Source organism: Pedobacter frigiditerrae, assembly GCF_004331645.1.
Classification (GTDB): Bacteria; Bacteroidota; Bacteroidia; order Sphingobacteriales; family Sphingobacteriaceae; genus Pedobacter; species Pedobacter frigiditerrae.
In genome coordinates this window covers 47,435-63,361 of record NZ_SJSK01000009.1, presented here as the reverse complement: position 1 = coordinate 63,361, position 15,927 = coordinate 47,435, and the positions used below count along the sequence as shown (strand labels likewise).

Below are 15,927 nucleotides of genomic sequence, written 5' to 3'. Positions count from 1 at the left end.
TCAATACGCAATATTCATTTCCCAATACTATAAAATGAACTTTATCACTTTTACCGAGGACAAACTTAGAACTTTTACCTACGCAGTTTTTAAAAAAATGGGGTGTTCTGATGAACACGCAGCATTAGCTACAGATGTTTTAATAAAATCTGATTTAAGGGGTATTGATTCTCATGGCGTGGCTCGTTTAAGTGGCTATGTTCGTTTGTGGGAAAAGAAAAGGATTAATGCTACACCTAACATTAAAGTAGTTTATGAAACACCTACAACGGCAACTGTTGATGGTGATGCTGGCTTAGGATTAGTTGTTGCTCCTTTTGCAATGAAAATTGCCATTGAAAAGGCAGAGAAATATGGTAGTGGTTGGGTTTCTGTAAAAAACTCTAATCATTTCGGCATTGCAGGATACCACGCATTAATGGCGGTAGAAAAAGATATGATTGGCATTAGCATGACCAATGCTAGTCCGTTGGTTGCCCCTACTTATGCCAATGAACGTTTATTGGGCACCAACCCAATGTGTTATGCGTTCCCTGCGGGGAAATATCCACCTGTTATTGTAGATATGGCTACCGCAGCTGCTGCAAACGGCAAATTAGAAATAGCACAAAGAGCTAATAAGGAGATTCCTGATGGCTGGGTACAAGATAAGGACGGAAAGAATTCCATCAATCCAAATGAATTAAAAAGTGGTGGTTCTCTATTGCCTTTGGGTAGCGACAAAGAGCATGGCAGCCACAAGGGTTATGGATTAAGTGCAACTGTGGATATTTTATCAGGCGTGCTTTCTGGCGCCAATTATGGCCCTTGGGTTCCGCCTTTTGTTGCATTTTTGGAGCCATCAGCAAATCCAGTAGGCGAAGGATTAGGCCATTTTTTAGGAGCAATGCGTGTAGATGGTTTTCGCCCTGCAGAAGATTTTAAAAATCATTTGGATAATTGGATTGAGCGTTTTAAAAGTGCCAAAACAATAGACCCTGATAAAAAGGTCATTATTCCAGGAGAACCTGAGCATAATTTTGAACGAGGAAGAAAAATAACAGGCATCCCAATCATCGATGTTGTAGTTAAAGACTTAAATGAATTAGCTGAAAAGCTAGGGATTGAGGGATTGAATCCTTAATAAACTTTGTCATTCCGAGTTTACGAGGAATCTCTAATGTAAATCTCTTGAGATCCTTCGCTTCGCCCTGAATGACAAATTTCTCGATTATTCCAAATTAATTGGCCTATTCTTAGGATATTTTACTTGATATTTTAAAGCTAACTTCTTTTGCTCATTAGGCTGTAAAACCATTTGCCAAGTTAATTTTCCGTTGGTTTCATCATACCTAGCTTTTGAAATTTCTTGCCTATCAACGGTAATATCACTATTAGTAGAAATCGGCAACTGGTCTTCAATAATTAAATTAATGGCTTGAGACTTTCTATTCTTGATATCAATTATAAAACTTCTGCTATCTTTCTGAGAAGAGCCTATAAACTGTTTTTCATTAAAATCTTTTTGCTTCTCTCTTTTGATGATTACATTTTTATCTGTCCCTAGCGATAAAGTTAACGTATCTGAAGAATTCTGAACATCTAACAATGTCTTGCCTAAATAAGTGCCTTCAAAGAAAATGTTAGCTTCTCCACTGATTAAATTAGCTTCGCTAAATCCATTAATTTTAGCCGTTAAAAAAGCTTCCTCACTTAGTTTAGGTGCTGCAAAATATTCGTAATCTGCCTTAAAGTCATAATCACCTATCTCAACAGCAAACTGTTTTCCATCGCTTAAAATAGTATATGGGTTTTTGATGTCAAACACAACATTTGTCTGTTTTTCAACTGCGTTAACTTCTACGGCATGGGTTTCCTTTTTTGCTTTTGATACTGAACCTGTTATATATGATTTATCTGAACTACCATAACCTACAACCACAACTTCATCTAATGATTTACTATCTGGCTCTAAATTGATATTTAGATAATTTGAATTAGCTTGAATTTCTTTAGTAACATAGCCTATATAAGAGGCAACTAAAGTAATTGCACCCACAGGAAGTTGAATGGTATAATTTCCATTTACATCTGTTGAAGTACCCACAGAAGTGTTTTTAACACGAATTGAAACCCCTGGAACAGCCAATCCATCATCACCAAAAACTTTACCTTTGATTATTCTTACACTCGATGTTGAGATATTGTTAGTTGAATAACCATCCCTAATATATCCCAAGTTATATGTACCTAAGCTAGGTTTTGTGCTATTAGTTGTAGGGTTACCTGATGACAATGCCAACCTCACATTTTTCCAATCTTCACCAGAGCTCTGTGATACATTTGCCTTGTATACTAACTCAATCGGGCTAGAAACATCCTTTGCCCTGATATCATAAGTTGGATACCAGCCAGCATTATTAACCATATAGGTTAAGGAAAATTTTCCCTTTGTAACTAGTTTAGATGAGACTTTTACAATCACATCATTTGAATTTTTTAAGGATTTACCATTCAATTCATTTAACTGATTGTTGTATTTATTTAAATCTGTTTGAAGTTTGGCTATTGCCCTAGTAATTTCTATTTGTTTGTTTTTTGCCTCAGACAATCTCTGTTTCTGAAAGTCAAGTGCCTGTTTTAACTTCACCAAATCGTAGTTTACATTTGGCCCCATTACAATCTGGTTCTTAACTAACATTTCTTCTTCAGCCTTGTAAACCTCACTCTCATTTCTTAAAAGCAATATTTTTTCATTTAAATCTGCAATAGTATTGATGTAATTTGCCTTCTCTTCAGAGTTTTTCTTCTCTAATAAAAAATTCTTTTGTTGGGTTACAGATAGAATGGTAAAATTACCTTCGCCCTTAGCTTGTATGCTTTGTACATCTATTGCAGATGAAAGTCCAGCAAAAATAAATTGACTTACTCCCTGAGGAACATCGAACGTTTCTGTTTGCCTGTATACTTGCGCACCACTTATGAATACGGTTACATTCGTGATTTTAGAAATAGCTGAGATTTGATTTTCTTGAGCAGTAGCTAAGAAATTAGATAGAATTAAGATGGTGAAAAGGAATAGGTTTCTCATAAGCGTCATTTATATTATGGTTTATAATAGGTAGATGACAACTGACAAGAAATTGCATGAAATTATTTTAACAAAAAAGCCACGATAAATTATCGTGGCTTTTTAATTCTTTTTATGAGATTGGCTTCACTAAGCTCTTTGGGGTTCTTCGCAAGCTCAGAATGGCAAATAAATAAAATTAGTTTATGCCTTTAAATAGTCTACTCCATCTAATTTTACTGAACCAAGAACCATTGCTGTCAAAGCTCATCCAAATAAATAAAGCTTTACCAACAATATGATCTTCTGGCACAAAGCCCCAATAACGAGAATCTAATGAGTTATGACGATTATCTCCCATCATCCAATAATAATTCATTTTAAAAGTATAAGATGTGGCAATTTTATCGTTGATGTACCAATAATTACCCTTTTTCTCTACCTTGTTACCTTCATAAGTTCTTATCGCCCTATAATACAATGGCATTGTAATGCTATCAATTTGAACAGTCCATCCTTTAGCTGGGATTTTAATTGGCCCAAAATTATCTCTATTCCAAGGCCTTTTTGGGTCATGAGGAAATATTCCACCCATTTCTTTTTCATCAGTTTTCGCAGCCACCATCACAGCAGATTTTACGAAATCCAATTTTTTAAGTTCGGTTATCATTTCCGCTGATGCATTACCTAGGTAAGTATCTTCAGTCTCCTTAATCATCTCTCCTGTTACAAAGCCCAAATCTTCTAGCGGTTTTGTTTCTATCTCTGTTTTCGTAAACTGAATGCGGTATGGCATCATTCCAGTATTTTTTAAAGGTTCATCTTTACCATTTACATTAACGATACCATTCTTCATACTTACCACATCACCAGCAATACCAATACAACGTTTGATGTAATTCTCACGTTTATCTACAGGCCTGCTTGTAATTGTATAATCTGAATTTGTTTTTTGCCAACCAAATGCCCTTACATTATCGTAATAATTTGGGTTTTGGTTTTCCAACATTACTGTATCTCCTTCTGGGAAATTAAAAACTACCACGTCATTATTTTTAATGTCTTGTAAACCTGGTAACCTTCTGTATTTCCATTGTACGCCATCCCAATAAGCTTTTGTGGTAGCAGTAAAGGGCAAAGTATGATGCGAAAAAGGAAATGCTACTGGTGTCATCGGAATACGAGCACCATAATTTACTTTACTTACAAACAAGAAGTCGCCAACTAATAGCGACTTTTCCATTGAACCAGAAGGAATCGTATAAGCTTCAATAAAGAAAACCCTTATAATTGTTGCCGCAACAACGGCAAAAATAATGGCGTCTGTCCATTCTCTAGTTTTACTCTTTTTCTTTTTTGGCTCTGCATTTTTATTTTTCTGCCAGAATTTGTAGTTCATATTTTGTTCAGTTTAACTGATTGTCTTAATATTATTGTTAGGCTTTCAGCTTTAGTCCTTCTACTTTATTTAAAATTAAAAACATCGGCAATGTTATAAAAGCCTTGTTTGTTTTGTAACCATTCTGCAGCTATAACCGCTCCTAATGCAAACCCTGCCCTATTATGCGCAGTGTGTTTTATTTCTATATCATCAACTTCAGAACTATATACCACTGTATGAGTACCTGGTACATTTTCAATTCTGTGAGATTCAATTAATAATTGGTCATTTTTAATTACATCTGGAATTGGAGTTCCTACTACTTCGTTTAACCACTCAGATTTTCTATCCAGTTCCTCTATAATCTCTTCAGCAATTGTCATCGCTGTTCCACTTGGCGCATCCAACTTTTGTGTATGATGAATTTCCTCCACCTGCACTTCATAAGCTGGGTAATTATTCATCAGCTTTGCTAATACTTTATTTAAATGGAAAAACAAATTAACGCCAACGCTAAAGTTAGAACCATAAAGTAAAGTATTGTTACTGCTTAAACAATCATTTTTAATTTCTTGCAATTTACCATACCAACCAGTTGTACCAACCACAACGGGCAAATTAGCTTCAAAACATTTATAAATATTATCTACCGCAGCATCTGGCGCACTAAAGTCTATAGCAACATCTGCCTTTTTTAAGTTTGCTAAGGTAAAATCTTCTACGTTATCGATGTTTATTTTAAGTACAACTTCATGGCCTCTTTCTAAAGCAAAACGCTCTATAATTTGACCCATTTTGCCATAACCCAATAATGCTATCTTCATAATTTTATGGTGAGTTTTAATGCTGGCGCTGGAGAATAGCCATACATTGTAGTGTTATTAATTGTAGATGGTGAGATTTTAAAAGTCAATGTATCATCAACATTAAAATATTTTAACCGGGCAGTAACATAGGCGTCAAGTACGTTTAGCCCATATAAGCCCACTAAAGATATTAAAACAACTTGACTGTTACGCTTATAAATGTTTTTGGCAATTGTTAATGCTTCTGTATTGGTATACTGAGATAAATTCCCACCAGGCATTGGAGTGTTATTATGTAAGCTCCTGTATTGCAACTCTCCTAAAAACCTTTTGTATTCCTGTCTGTTATCAATATAAGACATGACTAACATTGTACCACCAGCGTAAATGGCACCAATTTTACCCATTAAGTATATTTTTTGACCAATTCTTTTCCCTTGAACAGCCCCACTCTTCACGTCATTAACTACTAAACCGTAGTTATACATTTGCCCTAGTCCAGGGAAAATTAATGAACGACGAACCGCCTTTTTACCTGCAATTCGACCAAGGTTTACGTATTCTGGAGATTTTAAGGTGTCTACCCTATCTTTGGCTGTATCTGCTGGCTTTTTAATTACAGGATTTTGCGCCTTTACCGTAGCAAAAGTTAAAAGAAATGTAACTAAAAGCAATAAGAATCGCATTACCAATCTAAAAGTTCAAGGATTCTATTAAGGTCATCGTTAGAAACGAATGGAATTTCAATAGCTCCTTTACCATTGTCGTTTACCTTTAATTTTACTTTAGTGGCAAATTTAGAAGCCAAATCTTTTTGTAATTTTTGGTACTCAAATGAAACGCCCACAGGATTAGCCTTAGGTTTTACTTGCACATGGTGAATGCTACGAACCAATTCCTCTACCTTACGAACAGATAAGCCTTTATCTATGATTTCTTGATGGATAAACAATTGTTTTGCCTCTTCTTCTACGCTGATTAAAGCACGAGCGTGACCCATAGAAATTTTTCCATCTCTAATGGATGCCTGAATAACTGGAGGTAATTTTAATAAACGAAGGTAATTGCTTACAGTAGTACGATTTTTACCAACACGCTCACCCAATTGCTCTGGTTTAAGGCTACATTCATCAATCATCATCTGAAAGCTCAATGCAACTTCAATAGCATTTAAATTTTCACGTTGAATATTCTCAATCAACGCCATTTCTAGCATTTGCTGATTATCCGCTGTGCGAATATAGGCTGGAATTTGAGTTAAACCCGCAAGTTTTGAGGCTCTTAATCTACGCTCACCAGAAATAAGTTGATATTTAGTTCCGTTTTTTCTAACGGTGATAGGCTGAATTAAACCTTGAACTTTTATAGATTCCGAAAGTTCATTTAAAGCAACTTGATCAAACTCTGTACGGGGCTGATAAGGATTGGTTTCTATATCATTGATACTAACTTCACTTATGCTGCCTATTTGGGCGGTTTGTTCTAGAGAATCGTTACCATTTTTTGGAGCATGAACTGAGTCATTATCATCCAAAAGCGCACTTAATCCTTTTCCTAAACCTGTTTTTCGCTGAAAAGATGTCATCTAAAAAATTTATATTGTTGCAGTAGTTACATCTTGTTCTTCGGTTACTAAACCATTTTTACGAACAATTTCTCTAGCTAAGTTTAAATAGTTAATAGCACCTTTACAGTTTGCATCATGCATAATTACAGATACACCATAACTTGGTGCTTCGCTTAAACGTGTGTTACGTTGAATGATGGTATCGAAAACCAAATCTTGGAAATGTGTTTTCACCTCTTCTACCACTTGATTAGATAAACGCAATCTCACATCATACATTGTCAACAAAATACCTTCAATCTCTAACTCAGGATTTAAACGACTTTGAACAATTTTAATTGTGTTTAACAATTTACCTAAACCTTCTAAAGCGAAATATTCGCACTGAACTGGGATAATTACAGAATCCGCGGCTGTTAATGAGTTAATGGTAATTAAACCTAAGGATGGGGAACAATCAATAATGATAAAATCATATTGGTCTTTGACTTTCTCCAAAACAGCCTTCATTTTATACTCACGACTGGTCAGGTTAATCATTTCAATTTCAGCACCAACTAAATCAATATGAGCTGGTAATAGGTCTAGGTTTGGGGTCTCGGTTTTAACAATCGCATCTAGCGGATCAACATCATTGATGATACACTCGTAAATACTATTCTTGATATTTCTTGGGTCGAAACCAATACCCGATGTAGAGTTTGCTTGTGGATCCGCATCCACTAAAAGTGTTTTATATTCTAAAACCGCTAAGCTGGCTGCTAAATTTATCGACGAAGTTGTTTTACCTACACCGCCTTTTTGGTTTGCTAAAGCAATAATTTTACTCATCTATCTTTTTAAAAAATCGTCAAAACTAAGTGTGACTTTATTTTACAATATTAATGTTCAGAAAATGCTATTTTTGCATCAAAACAAGCACATTTAACAATTAGCTAAGATACAAACTAAAACCTAATTTAAGTATTAAAGGCATAAGTGTTTTGCACATCTTATCAACATTTTTTAGCATGATTACCATAATAGCAGGCACTAATAGACCAAATAGCAACACACTAAAAGTTGCCAAATTTTATCAGAACCAACTGGCAGAAAAGGGATTGAAAACTGAATTATTAGACTTACAAGACTTGCCTGAAACTTTAATCGGCACCGATCTTTATGGCAAAAGAAGTGAAGCCTTTTCAAAAATTCAAGATTTGGTTACCAAAACCGAAAAATTCCTTTTCGTAATTCCCGAATACAACGGTAGTTTCCCAGGTGTGCTTAAAACATTTATAGACGCCTGTTCTTTTCCAGAAAGTTTTTACGATAAAAAAGCCTGCTTAGTGGGTATTTCTTCTGGCAAATATGGCAATATTCGTGGCATTGAACACTTCAATGGCGTTTGCGCTTACTTACATTTAAACGTAATGCCTTTGCGTTTGCACATTTCTGACATAAAAACAGAGTTGAATGAAAATGCGCAATTAACCAAAGAAGATACTTTGAAATTTGTGAACCAACAGATGGATAAGTTTGCAGTTTATTAGATTTGAGAAGTGAGATTTGAGACAAAGTGCAACACCACATCTTCCATCTTACATTTTACTTCTTACATTTAAGAACTGAAGTTTATCCAATTCTTTCCTTCGTTTCCAAACACAAAAAAACCTGGATGTAGCATTTCTGCAATGTCTTCTAAATCGGTTACTTGGTCGGCAGCAAGTTTTGCTATAACATGGCTGTCATCTAAAATATAAACGTGATTGTAAGTAACCGCCGGCCATTGAGGCGAAATCGCATCAACTACCTTCCCTAACAAATCTCCAATTCCTGATTGGTATTCTGCATAAATAACAACCTTAGCATCAAGTGCAACAGGCACTAATTCTCCACCAGCCAATTCTATTAAATGGTTCAAGCCAGCGTGGATTTCGTTAGCTGCATTTAAACAAATTACAGGCACTTTCTCCATGAACTTAATTTTATGCGTAACAATATCTACACGCTCGTGTAATTCTTCGCGTAAAATTTCATCATTTTCACTATTTATAAGCTCATTTAAAAAAGACATCTGAATTTATTTATTAATTTGTACAAAAATAGTATTCCTAAACTGATGCGTAGAATTATAAGCGATATATTTTGGATTCTTTGCCTACTAACTATCGTTTCCTGCAAAGGAGGAGATGACAGTGCTGGCAAAAAAGTATTCAATATTAACCTAGACCAAAATGTAACTTCGTTAGACCCAGCTTTTGCTCGTAACCAAAATGCCATTTGGATGATCAATCAAATTTTTAATGGCTTGGTACAGGTAGATAACGCATTAAATCCTATTCCTTGCATTGCTAAAACCTGGCAAATGTCTAATGACGGCTTAACCTACACCTTCAATTTAAGGGATGACGTTTATTTTCAAGACGACCCCTTATTTAAAGCAGGCAAAGGGAGAAAAGTTGTTGCAGCAGATTTTGCTTATAGTTTTTATCGTTTAATCGACCCAAAGGTTGCCTCGTCTGGAGGATGGATTTTTAGTGATAAGGTGAAGGATGCTAATGGCTTTAAAGCTTTGAATGACAGCACTTTTCAAATTACTTTATTAAAACCTTTCCCTGCTTTTATGCAGTTGCTAACCGCCCAATACTGTTCAGTTGTACCAAAAGAAGTAGTAGAACATTATGGTAAAGATTTTCGTAATCACCCAGTTGGAACTGGCCCATTTAAGTTTAAATACTGGAAGGAAGATGAGATTTTAGTACTGCTTAAAAATGAAAACTATTGGGAAAAAGATGGCCAGGTTCGCTTACCCTATTTAGACGCCGTTAAAGTTACTTTCATAACAGATAAACAAAGTGCCTTCATGAATTTCATTAAAAAGGAATTAGACTTTTTCAACAGTGTTGATGGCAGTTACAGAGATGACATTTTAACCAAAAGTGGCAAAATGACCAGCAAATATAAAGGTGAGTTTCAACTGATAAAAGGGCCTTACTTATGCACAGAGTATGTAGGCATTTTGGTTGATACTTCCAAAACCATTGTTCAAAACTCTCCATTAAGATTTAAAAAAGTTAGACAAGCTATTAATTACGGGATCGACAAGCCCAAGTTGATTAAATATTTGAGAAATAGCGTTGGCGTACCTGCAACAGCTGGTTTTATACCCAAAGGGATGCCTGGTTTTGATAGTGCAAGAGTTAAAGGTTATGACTATAACCCTGTTATGGCTGCGAAGCTATTGGCCGAAGCTGGTTATCCAAATGGGAAAGGAATGCCTGAGGTTACTTTGAGCACCTCAACCACTTATAAAGATTTGATTGAATTTATTCAGGGAGAATTAAGCAATTTAGGCATAAAAGCCAAAGTAGATGTGAGCCCAAGTGCAAGTTTACGCGATATGATGGCTAAAAATGAAGTTAACTTCTTTAGAGGTTCATGGATTGCCGATTATCCTGATGGCGAAAATTATCTATCTGTTTTCTATTCTAAAAACAGGGTTCCATTCGGGCCAAATTACACTGGTTATTTTAATGATGAATTTGACAAGCTCTTTGAACAAAGCTACTTTGAAAGCGACGCCAAAAAACGTTATGAGCTTTATTATAAAATGGATAATATGGTCATGGAAAATGCATCTGTAGTTCCTATTTTGTACGACCAATCTGTAGTGATGTTGCAAAATAACATTAGTGGGTATCCGATAAACCCGTTAAGCTTAATGATTTTGAAAAGAGTGAAGAAGAAATAGAGGGATTGTTAGATTGCTTATTGTTCAATTGTTTATCAGCTACTTGCAAACATAACGTTCTAAAGAGCATATTCACACCTTTCCCTAAACCTGACATAAACGAAAATCCTTTTTTGTCATCCTGAGCTTGTCGAAGGACAAAAAAGATTGCAGCGTTGGCTCCAAGGGAGTCCCTTTGGGACAGGGCTACAGTCCCCTATGAAATACTGACTTTGTTTTTCTAAAAATTAATAATACTGCAAAGAAAACAGACTATTTTTTCTTGCTACAAACCCCTCGCTTTTATTTCCTTTTTCATTTCTTTTAAAGAATTAAAATTGATAATCACAATTGGCAGTAACGCAATAGGAACCGCACTCAATGCGCTAAATCCTTTTTTAAAAGCTAAGAATATATTTACAACGAATAACAAAAATATAGCGCCAGCAAGCATTGATGTTATTGTTTTTAATGTTTTTTCATTTTTAAGCAACTCCTCATTGCTTAGTTCTGACAGGCCCTTTTTACTCATTTTTGAACATTCTGTTATTGGTTAATTCGATATTTTTTATTGCTCCAATTGGAGCAATTTTAATGGTTTTACTCCCTTTAGAAACATAAAAATAATACACTGTGTTTGTATTGATAAGGCTTATTTGTTCCGTTCCACCATTACTATAATTTAGCGTGTAGTCATATTTTAACTTACCTTCTCTTATCCTTTTTGCTGCCATAAACCCTTCGGCAGTCCCATAACCCAAATAAACTGACAACAGGCCAACAGCAAGAAATTTAATTGAAATAAAGGCATAGTATTTTTTGATTTCAACCTCTGGTAAATCGAGTTTGGTCTGCTTTAATTCGAATATTTTTCTTATCCATTTTTTATGGTCGTTTTTATATAAAATAGATGGCAAATAGTAACAGATTACAAATATGGAGATAGTGGCTATAAATGTGATGGGATGAGTAGTGAGTGTAGCAATTGGACTAATTAAAATGTCCATTAGGGTAGAATACTTTAAAATATTAATGCCCAATTGATAAAAAATTACGCTTTCTTTCAATATGCCCATAACCACTAAAAAAAGATAGCCAAAAGGTATTAGTTTTTGTAAGTCTTCTGAAAATTTCATTTGCAATAATGGGATTTAGGCTAGGCTTATTATAGATTTTTACGACAGCCCAATATAGCACAAATGCTCAAATTGTAAAACCTTTGAGCATTTGAATGATGATATATTTTGAACTATGCAGTTTTGAAACGCTGACTTTGTTATCTAAACCTGACATTAGCGCCTGCCTGCAGGAAAGGGAGGGAAATACTTTTTTGAAACCTATAAGGTTTCTAAAATCTTATAGGTTTGATATAAAAAGATTGCAGCGTTGGCTCCAAGGGAGCCCCTTTGGGACATATCTGCAATTTGTGATGAAATGCTGATCTTGTTTTTCTAACAAACTTATGAATAAGATTGCTTCGGCCTGTGAAAAACAGATCCTCGCAATGATGATTTACTATTATAAAAAAAGCCTTCCCAATAAATTGGGAAGGCTTAATATCTATGTGTGTGTTGTATTATTTTCCTTGACCCATTCCACCGCCTTGACCACCTTGTTGGTTTTGGTCTTGTTTGATATCGTCGTTTTTGATTTTCTTTTTCTCAGTAAATTTCAACTTACCGAATTTGTAGCTAAAGTTTAATCCAAATGAACGTAATGGATAATAAATATTTTGGCTTTGATAGTTGTTATCCCCCTGTGTTACAGTTTCGATATGTAAATCACGTTTAAATGGATTTAAAACATTTAATCCAATAGTACCTTGTTTTTTGAAGATGTCTTTTTTAACAGCACCACCATAAAAGAACATAGGTTCTGTTTTACTTTGGTAGGTATAACGTGGTGAGTTAACCACACCGAAAAACTCTAAATTCCAACCCCCTTTAAATGAATTTGCAGAACGCATGAAGAAGTTATAGTTCAAAAACGTTCCCTCGTTCATTCCCTTAAAGTCTGGTCTACTATTAATTTCATAAGTATTTAAGGCAATGTTACTCATCAATGTCCATTTTGGAACCGGATTGTAAGAAGCAAATAAGTTAAAACCAAAACTTTGTGTTGTACCAACGTTTTCAAAAGTTGATAGAATTTTACCAGACACATCGTTTTTATTAACCGTTTCGATGATATTTTTAGTATTGCGATAGAATAAAGATGCATTAATGATTGAACCTTTTATATAGGTTGAATAACCAAACTCCATGTTATCACTTAACTCTGGCTTTAAGCCTGGATTTCCCTGAAATACACTGAACTGATTAGCTTCATTACGGAAAGGATTTAAATAAGCTAAACTTGGGCGTTGAACCCTACGGTTATAGGCTAATTTTAAAGTCGTTTTTCCGTTAATGGTTTGAGATAAAATAGCACTTGGAAAGACGTTGAAATAATCATTTTTACTATTAGAGAAATTGATAGCTGTATACTCTCCCCTAACACCACCTTTAAATTGGATTTTTTTAGTCAAGTTAAAAGCGATTGTACTATAAGCAGCACCTACATTTTGGTCGTAATCAAAATCTTGATTAGTTCCAGCACCATATTGACTTTGGATATTTCTAAAAATTGCTTTACCACCTGCTTCGAAAGTTACCGTTTTACTAAAAGGATAAACATAATCTGTTTGAGCAGTGTATTCTTTGTTTTCGCCAACGTTATTACTTGCTATATAACTAATTGGTGTACCTGCAGAAGTTTGATAATCGTTGGTAAATTCGTTAGTGTTTTTTCCAGCAGTTAATTGGCCTGAAATAGAAAACTCTTCACCTTGTTTTTTAGTGGTTAACTTATAATCCATGTTCCAATCTAAGTTACCATTACTCATATCTGTACTACTAACAATCTTACCAGACGCAACGCCATTAGTTGAAATGCCCGATGTACCTGGACCACCGTTATAAAAACGAGTGTATTTAGCATTTGTACTGATGTTATTATAAGCGTTAAAATCGTAATCTAAACCTAAACTACCATTGTATGCTTCTCTTGTCCAATCTGAAATACCATCTTGCAAAATATCTGTAGTTACATTATTTGCAGTAGTTTTATTACGGAATACCACTCTTGATTCTTGAGGATATGCTAATTGAGTACCTAAAGCTGTATTTACACTTAAGCGACCAGTTTTAGCTGTTAAATTAAAAGCACCACTGTTTTGGCGTGTTCCTGCTGTTGCATTTACGCTACCACTCACGCCTTCTGCATTACTTTTTTTGGTAATGATATTGATGATACCACCAGAACCTTCAGCATCATATTTAGCAGATGGGTTGGTAATCACCTCTACACTTTTAATTTGGTCTGCCGGAATCATCTTTAATGCATCTGCAACGCTGTTTGCCATTGTTCCAGATGGTTTTCCATTAATTAGAACCCTAACCGAGCTTCCACGTAATTGTACATTACCATTAATATCTACAGAAAGCATCGGTACTTTACGCATTACGTCTGTCGCATCACCTCCAGCATTAGTAGCGTCAGCCTCCGCATTGTAAACCAAACGGTCTATCTTATTTTCTACTACTGCTTTTTGCCCTACAACATTTACTTCATTTAAAGTGTTAGAAGTTGGACTTAAAAAGATATTTCCTAAAGCAAAATCTGGTTTTTGAAGCGTGGTTTTAACACTTACGGTTTTAGATTTATAACCAATAAAACCAATAGTTAATTTATATTCATCAGCAGCAACATTTTGTAAAGAGATTTTCCCTTTATCGTCTGTTACGCCACCATTAACGGTTTTGTTGTCTTTAACTTTTACTAAAGATATAGTTGCGTAATCAACTGGTTGCTTGGTTAACGAATCTATAATAGTTGCTGTAATACGACCAGTTACTTTTGGCGCTGCACCACCACCACCCATAGGGAATTGTGCGTGAGCGTTAAACATGATCAGTAAACCTGCGCATAGTAGTAGAATTTTTTTCATTGTATTATGTATTATTTGTTTTGTTTGTAATTAGTCTTGCAAATGTAGGTTTTGTTACAAAGTGCCTATAGAGATTTTAGACCGCCTGAATTAAAAAGACGGTGAATGGTAGAAATTTATCGACGAATAAATAAGATGTAAGATGGCAAAGGTAAGATGGAAGATGTGATATAACTGAAAACCGCTAACTGTGCCAAGGCATCCCTTTGTGAAAAACTGCTAACCGAGAACTGACTAGTTTTTCTCGAACGTTTCTATTTCCTTTAAAAACTTACCTGATTTAATTATTGAGTTCCATTCTACACCATAGAACATCATCCTGAACCACCTTTTGTCCATATTCTTGATATTTATATTTTTGAAAAACCAAATACCTATGTAAGTTAATAGGGCTACAACAGGTATTTGAATAAGCCAAAACGCTAATGGATTTTTCTCAATTAACTCTAAACGAATATTCCAAGTTGCAAATACGGGAAATTGTAAAAAACAAATCCCAATTACCTTTAAGGTCGAGCTTTGTAATTTTGCCATTTTCTGCTGCATTTGCAAAATGTTTTCACTGCGATCAATTTCACTAATAAGTACCAGTTGCCTAATATACATACCAACCGCAATGATCATGATCAGTAAATGAATTCCTACCGACAAATTAAGAAAGACAGACGCGATAGGGCTTAAATGATATAAAAAATAAGAAACTAGAGCCGAATAAACTATGCCGAAAAAAACGACAAAGAGTTTATAATTTCTGGCGGGTCTAAGTGCACTTTTAGCTTTTTGTTGTTGCAATTCAGCTATAATTTTTTGATTAAGAGAAAGTGATTTTTCTAATTTCTCATCATATTGTTTCCAAAGGTTAATGATTTCTATATTTTCCATGCGATTAATTTTTAGTAGAGAATTTTTGTTTAAGCTGTTCTTTAATTCTTCCAATTTTTGTGGCCACATTGGTGGAAGTAATACCTATAATTTCTGCTATTTCCTTATGGGATTTTTCTTCGAGATACAATAATATCAATGCTTTATCTAAAGGCCTTAACTCGTTGATGAATTTTTGCAAGGCATTTAGGTTTTCTTCTAAACCTTCTTCTGCCCAAGGCATTCCTTTGGAACAGTCTTCATCAACAATTTCTATTAAGTGTTCACCCATTAAAATTGTATTTGTTGTTTTTTTCTCTCTCCTATAAAATGAAATAGCGACGTTCAAAGCAATGCGATACATCCAGGTAGACAACTTGTAATCGTTACTGAAGTTCCCCCACGATTTCCATAGTTGGAATATGATTTCTTGCGCCAGGTCTTCACGGTCATCTGCGTTTTGGCAATAAGAATTACATATTTTAAATATGAGTCGCTTATTGGTTTCAATAATGTTTAAGAATTCTTGTTGGTGCTGCATTAATTTAAATCATCTTTCCCTA

Annotated in this window: 15 protein-coding genes; 3 read left to right on the top strand and 12 right to left on the bottom strand. The window is 34.8% G+C overall.

The window, feature by feature from the left end:
* Positions 1 to 34 precede the first annotated feature (34 nt).
* Positions 35 to 1,123 (top strand): Ldh family oxidoreductase, encoded by a 1,089-nt coding sequence (locus EZ428_RS23315; RefSeq protein WP_131555755.1) that lies wholly within the window; start codon positions 35 to 37, stop codon positions 1,121 to 1,123.
* Between the two features lie 87 nt (positions 1,124 to 1,210).
* Here EZ428_RS23315 and EZ428_RS23310 read toward each other — a convergent pair whose 3' ends face one another.
* The 6 genes from EZ428_RS23310 to EZ428_RS23285 form a co-directional block, all read right to left on the bottom strand.
* On the bottom strand, positions 1,211 to 3,070 hold the full coding sequence (locus EZ428_RS23310; RefSeq protein WP_165501856.1) for a mucoidy inhibitor MuiA family protein: 1,860 nt from the start codon (positions 3,068 to 3,070) through the stop codon (positions 1,211 to 1,213).
* 178 nt (positions 3,071 to 3,248) lie between these two features.
* Positions 3,249 to 4,448, bottom strand: coding sequence for a signal peptidase I (lepB, locus tag EZ428_RS23305; RefSeq protein WP_131555753.1), 1,200 nt, complete (start codon positions 4,446 to 4,448; stop codon positions 3,249 to 3,251).
* Between the two features lie 65 nt (positions 4,449 to 4,513).
* The gene (dapB, locus tag EZ428_RS23300) at positions 4,514 to 5,254 is read right to left on the bottom strand and encodes a 4-hydroxy-tetrahydrodipicolinate reductase (protein ID WP_131555752.1); all 741 of its coding nucleotides are present in this window, start codon (positions 5,252 to 5,254) and stop codon (positions 4,514 to 4,516) included.
* Complete coding sequence (locus EZ428_RS23295) at positions 5,251 to 5,922, bottom strand: DUF5683 domain-containing protein (protein WP_131555751.1); 672 nt, start codon at positions 5,920 to 5,922, stop codon at positions 5,251 to 5,253. Before EZ428_RS23295 ends, dapB begins: the two co-directional genes overlap by 4 nt.
* Positions 5,922 to 6,821 (bottom strand): ParB/RepB/Spo0J family partition protein, encoded by a 900-nt coding sequence (locus tag EZ428_RS23290; RefSeq protein ID WP_131555750.1) that lies wholly within the window; start codon positions 6,819 to 6,821, stop codon positions 5,922 to 5,924. The genes EZ428_RS23295 and EZ428_RS23290 overlap by 1 nt, the downstream gene beginning before the upstream one ends.
* A 9-nt stretch (positions 6,822 to 6,830) precedes the next feature.
* Entirely contained in the window at positions 6,831 to 7,634 is an 804-nt protein-coding gene (locus tag EZ428_RS23285) for a ParA family protein (RefSeq protein WP_131555749.1), read from the bottom strand.
* Between the two features lie 179 nt (positions 7,635 to 7,813).
* On the opposite strand from EZ428_RS23285, the gene EZ428_RS23280 reads away from it, so the two are divergent.
* A complete protein-coding gene (locus EZ428_RS23280) occupies positions 7,814 to 8,335 on the top strand; it encodes an NADPH-dependent FMN reductase (protein ID WP_131555748.1) in 522 nt (173 codons plus the stop codon).
* Positions 8,336 to 8,403: 68 nt separating this feature from the next.
* Here EZ428_RS23280 and EZ428_RS23275 read toward each other — a convergent pair whose 3' ends face one another.
* Positions 8,404 to 8,859 (bottom strand): hypothetical protein, encoded by a 456-nt coding sequence (locus EZ428_RS23275; RefSeq protein ID WP_131555747.1) that lies wholly within the window; start codon positions 8,857 to 8,859, stop codon positions 8,404 to 8,406.
* Positions 8,860 to 8,904: 45 nt separating this feature from the next.
* Between EZ428_RS23275 and EZ428_RS23270 the strand changes: the two genes are divergently transcribed.
* The gene (locus EZ428_RS23270; RefSeq protein ID WP_131555746.1) at positions 8,905 to 10,536 is read left to right on the top strand and encodes an ABC transporter substrate-binding protein; all 1,632 of its coding nucleotides are present in this window, start codon (positions 8,905 to 8,907) and stop codon (positions 10,534 to 10,536) included.
* Positions 10,537 to 10,801: 265 nt separating this feature from the next.
* Here the strand turns inward: EZ428_RS23270 and EZ428_RS23265 are convergent, their stop codons facing one another.
* The 5 genes from EZ428_RS23265 to EZ428_RS23245 all read right to left on the bottom strand — a co-directional run bounded on the left by EZ428_RS23265 (position 10,802) and on the right by EZ428_RS23245 (position 15,905).
* Positions 10,802 to 11,047: a redox-active disulfide protein 2 gene (locus EZ428_RS23265; protein WP_131555745.1), complete on the bottom strand. Its 246-nt coding sequence runs from the start codon at positions 11,045 to 11,047 to the stop codon at positions 10,802 to 10,804.
* Complete coding sequence (locus EZ428_RS23260) at positions 11,040 to 11,651, bottom strand: hypothetical protein (RefSeq protein ID WP_131555744.1); 612 nt, start codon at positions 11,649 to 11,651, stop codon at positions 11,040 to 11,042. Before EZ428_RS23260 ends, EZ428_RS23265 begins: the two co-directional genes overlap by 8 nt.
* A gap of 440 nt (positions 11,652 to 12,091) precedes the next feature.
* Positions 12,092 to 14,503, bottom strand: a complete 2,412-nt coding sequence (locus tag EZ428_RS23255; protein ID WP_131555743.1) for a TonB-dependent receptor domain-containing protein — start codon at positions 14,501 to 14,503, stop codon at positions 12,092 to 12,094.
* A gap of 234 nt (positions 14,504 to 14,737) precedes the next feature.
* On the bottom strand, positions 14,738 to 15,385 hold the full coding sequence (locus EZ428_RS23250) for a hypothetical protein (RefSeq protein ID WP_131555742.1): 648 nt from the start codon (positions 15,383 to 15,385) through the stop codon (positions 14,738 to 14,740).
* 4 nt (positions 15,386 to 15,389) lie between these two features.
* Complete coding sequence (locus EZ428_RS23245; protein WP_131555741.1) at positions 15,390 to 15,905, bottom strand: RNA polymerase sigma factor; 516 nt, start codon at positions 15,903 to 15,905, stop codon at positions 15,390 to 15,392.
* Positions 15,906 to 15,927 lie beyond the last annotated feature (22 nt).

Excerpts from the sequence above, each read along its gene's own strand:
- dapB (WP_131555752.1), bottom strand. The coding sequence starts at position 5,254 with ATGAAGATAGCATTATTGGGTTATGGCAAAATGGGTCAAATTATAGAG.
- lepB (WP_131555753.1), bottom strand. The coding sequence starts at position 4,448 with ATGAACTACAAATTCTGGCAGAAAAATAAAAATGCAGAGCCAAAAAAG.
- EZ428_RS23290 (WP_131555750.1), bottom strand. The coding sequence starts at position 6,821 with ATGACATCTTTTCAGCGAAAAACAGGTTTAGGAAAAGGATTAAGTGCG.
- EZ428_RS23315 (WP_131555755.1), top strand. The coding sequence starts at position 35 with ATGAACTTTATCACTTTTACCGAGGACAAACTTAGAACTTTTACCTAC.
- EZ428_RS23250 (WP_131555742.1), bottom strand. The coding sequence starts at position 15,385 with ATGGAAAATATAGAAATCATTAACCTTTGGAAACAATATGATGAGAAA.
- EZ428_RS23280 (WP_131555748.1), top strand. The coding sequence starts at position 7,814 with ATGATTACCATAATAGCAGGCACTAATAGACCAAATAGCAACACACTA.
- EZ428_RS23245 (WP_131555741.1), bottom strand. The coding sequence starts at position 15,905 with ATGCAGCACCAACAAGAATTCTTAAACATTATTGAAACCAATAAGCGA.
- EZ428_RS23275 (WP_131555747.1), bottom strand. The coding sequence starts at position 8,859 with ATGTCTTTTTTAAATGAGCTTATAAATAGTGAAAATGATGAAATTTTA.
- EZ428_RS23310 (WP_165501856.1), bottom strand. The coding sequence starts at position 3,070 with ATGAGAAACCTATTCCTTTTCACCATCTTAATTCTATCTAATTTCTTA.
- EZ428_RS23260 (WP_131555744.1), bottom strand. The coding sequence starts at position 11,651 with ATGAAATTTTCAGAAGACTTACAAAAACTAATACCTTTTGGCTATCTT.
- EZ428_RS23265 (WP_131555745.1), bottom strand. The coding sequence starts at position 11,047 with ATGAGTAAAAAGGGCCTGTCAGAACTAAGCAATGAGGAGTTGCTTAAA.
- EZ428_RS23270 (WP_131555746.1), top strand. The coding sequence starts at position 8,905 with ATGCGTAGAATTATAAGCGATATATTTTGGATTCTTTGCCTACTAACT.
- EZ428_RS23255 (WP_131555743.1), bottom strand. The coding sequence starts at position 14,503 with ATGAAAAAAATTCTACTACTATGCGCAGGTTTACTGATCATGTTTAAC.
- EZ428_RS23295 (WP_131555751.1), bottom strand. The coding sequence starts at position 5,922 with ATGCGATTCTTATTGCTTTTAGTTACATTTCTTTTAACTTTTGCTACG.
- EZ428_RS23285 (WP_131555749.1), bottom strand. The coding sequence starts at position 7,634 with ATGAGTAAAATTATTGCTTTAGCAAACCAAAAAGGCGGTGTAGGTAAA.